The organism is Vibrio sp. S11_S32 (assembly GCF_014694465.1).
Classification (GTDB): domain Bacteria; phylum Pseudomonadota; class Gammaproteobacteria; order Enterobacterales; family Vibrionaceae; genus Vibrio; species Vibrio algicola.
Genome location: NZ_JAAUWS010000004.1, coordinates 175007 through 181306, shown reverse-complemented (window position 1 = coordinate 181306; position 6300 = coordinate 175007). Strand labels below are relative to the sequence as shown.

Sequence of the window (6300 nt, the reverse complement as noted above, 5' to 3'; positions counted from 1 at the left end):
GATTATATAACTTCCAGTTTTTGGTCTTATAACGAGGTTTTGGCATGAATATCGATGGTTTAGTGGGGAGTAAACGATCTGATCGTCAGTTTCACATTTAGTTCCATCGAATTACGCAACAAAGCCCCTTTTAGTATGTAAATATTATGTAATGTAGTGGGTTTATTAATAAGGAAGGCGTTTAAATTAATAAATAATTCAATCAATAATATACAAGAGGTCGATATTATTGATTGAATGTATTGTTGATGGGAAGTGGCCAGTAAAAACAACTGATTAGCTTAATATGATTAACAGTGTTCCAGCTAGTGTCATTAATATATTGGCAATCGCGTAAGTACCAGCGTAACCTAAAGCTGGAATCGTTGATTTAGCATAGTCATTCACAATATCCATTGCCGGAGCACAGGTGCGAGCGCCGATGATGGCACCAAACAATAGTGCGCGGTTCATTTTCAAAATGTAAGCACCAAATAGGTAAGCACAAATAACCGGAACCACACTGACAATAAAACCAAACCCAAGTAATTGGATACCAAATTTATCAATATATTCAAGCATATTACTACCCGCGCTTAAGCCAATCCCGACCATAAAGACCATTAAGCCGAGATCTTTGACCATATTCAGAGCACCTTGTGGTACATAGCCAAATGTGGGGTGGTTAGCACGTAAAAAGCCAAGCATGATGCCGGAAATTAACAAACCGACCGCGTTACCTAAGCCAAAAGTTACTTGGCCAAAAGTCATGGTGATTAAGCCAAATAATAAGCCAATGATAAAGAAACAGCAGAAAGTGAGTAGATCGGCAATTTGACTGTGAACCGAGATAAAGCCAATACGTTCGGCTAAACCGAGTACGCGGCTTTTTTCACCACTGACTTGTAAAATGTCGCCTTTGGCTAATACGATATTTAGATCCATTGGCATTTCGATTTGCGCACGAACCACACGGCTTAAGAAGCAACCATATTCCGCAATATTTAAATCGGATAATTTTTTACCGGCAATACTGTCGCTTTTGACTACGATTTCTTCTTCAGCAATGCGTAAATCGAGTAGATTACGATCAAACACTTCTTTACCGTTACGAAAGCTAGGATCTAAGCGAGCATGACTGTCGGGATAACCTACTAAAGCGATTTCATCACCGGGTTGTAAAATGGCATCACCATCAGGGTGGGCAAGAATACCATTATGGCGAATCCTTTCAATATAGCAACCGGTTTGACGATAAATGCCCAATTCACGCAGATTTTTACCACCAGTCCAATCAATCAGTTCTTGCCCGACACGGTATGCGCGAATAATCGGCAAATAGACTTTACGTTGACCCGCACCACCTAAACCACGTTCTTGCGCAATACGTTGGGCGGAATCGCTTAAATTTTCTGTTTGTAATTTAGGCAATAATTTGGCGAATAAGATCATACTGATCAAGCCAATTAAATACGACAAAGCATAACCAACTGAAAGGTTATCTAAGGTTGTGGATAATTGAGAACCGGTCGGAATGGTACCTAAACCAGAATTTAATGCATCTTGCGCGCCCACTAAAATAGGGGTTGCGGTCATTGAGCCTGCCATAATACCGGCAGAGAGGCCAAAATCTAAGCCAAGAACATGACCGAGACCATAGGTAAGCAATAAAGCGGTACTCAAAACTACTAAGCTTAAGAAAAAATAATGCTTACCATCGCGTAGGAAGATGCCGAAGAAGTTGGGTCCAGCTTCAATCCCCACACAGTAAATAAAGAACATAAAGCCAATGGTGAGTGCTTCAGCACTAAAGTGGAAGCCAAGGTGGCCCATGATTAACGCTGTTACCAACACGCCAATTGAGTTACCAAGTTGGAATTGAGCGATACGAATTTTGCCAATGGCAAGGCCAATCGCGAGCACCACAAAAAGAAGCAGGATGGAGTTATGTTCTAACAATGACGCGACATCTATGTTCACAATTTATCTCGAAAGAATAGTATACCAATAAGACTAAAGATCGGATCATCGGCTTAGCGTACTGGTATTAGGTAAAACAAAAAGTTAATTGTGCTGATCAATTGATCGTTAACAGGGACAAATCTTTCTTAAGTAAGTTTAACCAATGAGAAGACCATCAATAAGCAACAGGAGAAGTGTATAGGATAAAGTGTGATTAAATAAGAGCTAACATGGATTTTTGCCATTTAATTTTTGTTTGTGAATCTTGTGTTACTGCCAGCGATGAAAATGCAATAAAAAAGCCCACTAAAAGAGTGAGCTTTTTAACTTATAAGCTATAAACACGATTAATAGGCACTTGATATTAGCCGATTAAAATCGCTATCCGTTTATTCGCTAAATAAACCAAGATTGGCTTTGGCATACGCTTCAAATTCTGTGAATCCACCAACGTGATCTTGGTCAACAAAGATTTGTGGTACCGTTTCAACTGGCTTACCTACGGTTTTTTCTAAATCCGCTTTTGAAATGCCTTCTGCATGGATATCCACATAACGATAATTAAAATCATCACGTTGTTCTTTTAATTTATCGGCAAGATCCTTTGCTCGAACACAAAACGGACAACCAGGACGACCAAAAATTACGACAAACATATTTCTCTCCTTTAGCTTGAATAGGTTCACTATGCCTCAAGATAAGGTGGTTTTAAAGATGGTTTTGGCTTTTATTTTGATAGGAAAAAACGATGAGTATTTTTTATCCTAAAAACGCATCTGAGTTAGGTTGAAATAGCATCACTCCGGAAATAAAGGTGCTTTTTCATAGCGTGAAGCTTTTAATGCGTCTTTGACTCGTTTTAAATTATCTCTAAAACCAGAACCTCGACGTAATGTGAACCCTGTGGCGAGTACATCAATTACCGTCATTTGTACAATACGACTCGCCATTGGCATATATACATCAGTATCTTCTTGTACATCTAAAGAGATAGATAATGAACAGACTTGTTCTAGCGGTGAACCTTTGGCAGTGATAGCAATGACAGTAGCACCGTTCTCCTTGGCTAAATGTGCTATTTCCACTTGGCTTTTAGTTCGGCCGGTGTGGGAAATTAACACTACAACATCATTTTCAGCGCAGTTAATACAGCTCATACGCTGCATTAGAGGATCATCAAAGCAGGAAGTGGGAATATTAAAACGGATGAATTTATTTTGTGCATCTTTGGCGACAGATGAAGATGCTCCAAGACCAAAAAAAGAGATACGTTTGGCTTGAATTAATAAATCAACCGCGCGGTTAATTTGGAAAGGGTCGATGCTGTTTTTCGCCACATCGAGACACGCCATGGTCGATTCGAAAATTTTATGGGTATAAGCTTCAGGCCCGTCAGATTCTTCGACATTACGGTTCACGTAAGGCGTGCCATTGGCCAAACTTTGCGCTAAATGCAGTTTGAAATCGGGAAAACCTTTGGTATCCAAGCGGCGACAAAAGCGGTTAACGGTTGGTTCACTTACATCGGCAATCTTGGCTAACGTCGCAATGCTCGAATGGATCGCAGTTTGTGGTGATTCAATGATCACCTCAGCCACTTTACGCTCTGATTTACTGAAAATATCGAGGTTTTTTTGAATTTTCTCTAATGTATTCATACTGCTTCTCAGATAAAATTTGCCAGTATGCTGATCTTTAAACATCGAAAATAATACTGGTTGGATGAATGGCATCCAAAGTAGTATCAGTATACCCATGCAATAGCGGTAATTTGTCGTATTGAGGTTATCTTTCTTACCAAAATATGACAAAGTTCAAATTAAATTACAGTTTTGGATGTTTTTTTAGCCATTTAAGCCAAAGAATAGATAATTATGAAATTTTCTCACGATTTTAGAAAGAAAATTTCATAATTTAAATTTCATTGATTGTCTGTGTAAACTGCAATAATTCGTCGATTTATACCAGATTGAGATGGCGATTATTCAATGGGATCTCGGTCTAAAATAATGTGTGTCAATTGCATTATTTTCGGTAACACAAATGGACTGGTTTGGGCGATGATGCGCTGTTCTTCAATAATTGAATGCAAAATCTCGATGGTGGTTAGTGGGTTCGCTAACACCACACGCAAGACGCTGGTTTCCATACGTTGCCATTTTTCTGGCGTTAAGCGAGTACGAGACACAAATGAACGCCCATTTTCACGCTGGCTCTTTTGAATAAACTGAGTCAGTTCATTTAGGTATTGATGCAATGTTTTCAATTCATCTGCTGTGGCAAGTTGCAAAGCGCGTTGGGTGTCTTGCGGTACATAGCGATAGGTAAGTAAACACAGTTCTGGTTCGGAGATTAATTCAAAATCTAGCTGTTTTTTGATCAAATCAGCAAAATAGCGCGCTTTTTTAAGGCTTTCGTTGATTAGCAGTTCATAACCCGGACGGCTAATAATATGCATGCTTGAGTAAACCAGCATTGCCATACCCGAACGAGATCCTTCAAGGGTATGTGAGCCTAAATCTTTTGACCCTTTACGCAGTATGTATTCAGCATGGTGTTCAATCGAGTGCATGGCGGAAGGGTCTTTAAATAACACCATGCCCGCACCCATCGGAATATACAATTGTTTGTGCGCGTCTATAGTGACAGAATCGGCCAGTTCAATTCCTTTTAGTAAATGACGATGCTGATTCGACATTAAAGTCGCACCACCCCAAGCGGCATCGACATGGAAATGACACTGTTCGCGTTGGGCTATTGCGGCGATTTTTTCGAGTGGATCAATATTACCGGTTTCGGTGGTGCCAGCTACGCCGATAATGGCAAAAGGTTTGATCCCTTGCGCTTTGAGTTGCTGAATTTTTTGCTCAAGCGCGATAGAACAAAGGCGATTATTATGATCGGTTTTGACCGCGACTAAATTTTGTTGCCCAATTCCCAGTACATCGGCGGCTTTTTTTAACGAATAATGACCACGTTCTGAGACCAATATTGCCATGCCTTTATAGCCATAGTGCATCATGGCGTTGAACAGGCCTTCTTTTTCTACTCCTTGGAAATCACCATCGGCTTTTAATGCATTATTACGCGCTACCCACAGCGCAGTAATATTAGCGATGGTGCCACCAGAGCAAAATGCGCCTAAAGAATGTTGTGCACTGTGCATCCAATGTTGATAGAAAGAATCATCTTGCGAATAAATAAGACGATGTAACATTCCAAGCACTTGGCGTTCTAATGGAGTAAAGGCTTTAGAGGTTTCAATTTTGACTAAGTTTTGATTCAGCGCGATCATGATTTTAGACAGCGGCATTAAGAAATAGGGTAGAGCTGAGGTCATGTGACCAATAAAGCTTGGCGCGGAAGTATGCACCGAATGCGACACCACTGTCTCTAATAAATGCTGAGTATGTTCAGAGACAAAGGTGGGCAGTTCTGGGATCGCCGGATCAGCGAAATCTTTTTCAATTTCCGAGAGTGGCTTTTCTTCTGCCACAATATGCTCACGCAAAAATTGGTTTAAATTCTGAGAAAGCTTTTGTTCTATATTGCCTAAAGTAGAATCGGGCGCTTCAGGGACGGTGAATATCCGCAATAAACTTTCAAAGTTAACATCAACAATTTTATCTTCGGATCCCATAACTGACGGTCTTCGTATTAGGTAAACAATAGGCAAAACAATTTAGCTGAAAAGCATAAAAGTCTCGCCAGATAAATAAGCCGGTTGTAAAGGTACATGACATTGTTTTACCAATATGAATATCAATACCACCGACACAGATTTCTTGCTTAGTAAGCTTTACTGGCAAACAATCGCATTGGTTTTCGCCATCGCTTGATTGTACTTGTCTAAGGCTGGTTGGATATTGCTGGGATGACTTAGCAGATCAGCAAAAGCAGAACGAAGTTGATAGTTCATTTTATTGGGTGGTGCTTGGCGGTCATCAAAAGTCGTTTTGGCAATTTTGCCTAATTTGTCATCACGTTGAGCAAGCTGCTTGATCTCCGGCTGTGTCAGCTTTAACCATGACTCGACCGATTCTTTTGTCGCCACTTTGTCGGGAGCATGTTGTAAGTAATCATGCACCACCGCGCGGTTTAGCTCAAAATGGTGAGTGCGTCCGGCTAAAAACCATTGCCCAACCTCTTTTAAATCAGGATCCTTTTCGGCAGTGATAGTCACCAAATCTTGATACCAAGTTAAAGAGGTATCGATATACGCATCGTATTTATTGTTGAGGCATTGAACATCGGGAGTCGGGTTTGCCATCGCAATGCCAGAGTAACTTGAAATGGCAACAACAAGTGCAATAACGGATTTTTTCATCATCTATCCTTGAAAGTATGGCAATGCGTTCA

At 40.4% G+C, this 6300-nt stretch carries 5 protein-coding genes; all 5 read right to left on the bottom strand.

The window, feature by feature from the left end:
* Positions 1-276: 276 nt before the first annotated feature.
* Positions 277-1959: an aspartate:alanine antiporter gene (locus HC723_RS04520; RefSeq protein WP_190338339.1), complete on the bottom strand. Its 1683-nt coding sequence runs from the start codon at positions 1957-1959 to the stop codon at positions 277-279.
* A 371-nt stretch (positions 1960-2330) separates the two neighbouring features.
* Positions 2331-2597, bottom strand: coding sequence for a GrxA family glutaredoxin (locus HC723_RS04515; RefSeq protein ID WP_153447233.1), 267 nt, complete (start codon positions 2595-2597; stop codon positions 2331-2333).
* Between the two features lie 141 nt (positions 2598-2738).
* Positions 2739-3599: a MurR/RpiR family transcriptional regulator gene (locus tag HC723_RS04510; protein ID WP_190338338.1), complete on the bottom strand. Its 861-nt coding sequence runs from the start codon at positions 3597-3599 to the stop codon at positions 2739-2741.
* A gap of 323 nt (positions 3600-3922) precedes the next feature.
* On the bottom strand, positions 3923-5581 hold the full coding sequence (gene panP / locus HC723_RS04505; RefSeq protein WP_190338337.1) for a pyridoxal-dependent aspartate 1-decarboxylase PanP: 1659 nt from the start codon (positions 5579-5581) through the stop codon (positions 3923-3925).
* A 159-nt stretch (positions 5582-5740) separates the two neighbouring features.
* Positions 5741-6268: a hypothetical protein gene (locus HC723_RS04500; protein WP_153448168.1), complete on the bottom strand. Its 528-nt coding sequence runs from the start codon at positions 6266-6268 to the stop codon at positions 5741-5743.
* Positions 6269-6300: the final 32 nt, after the last annotated feature.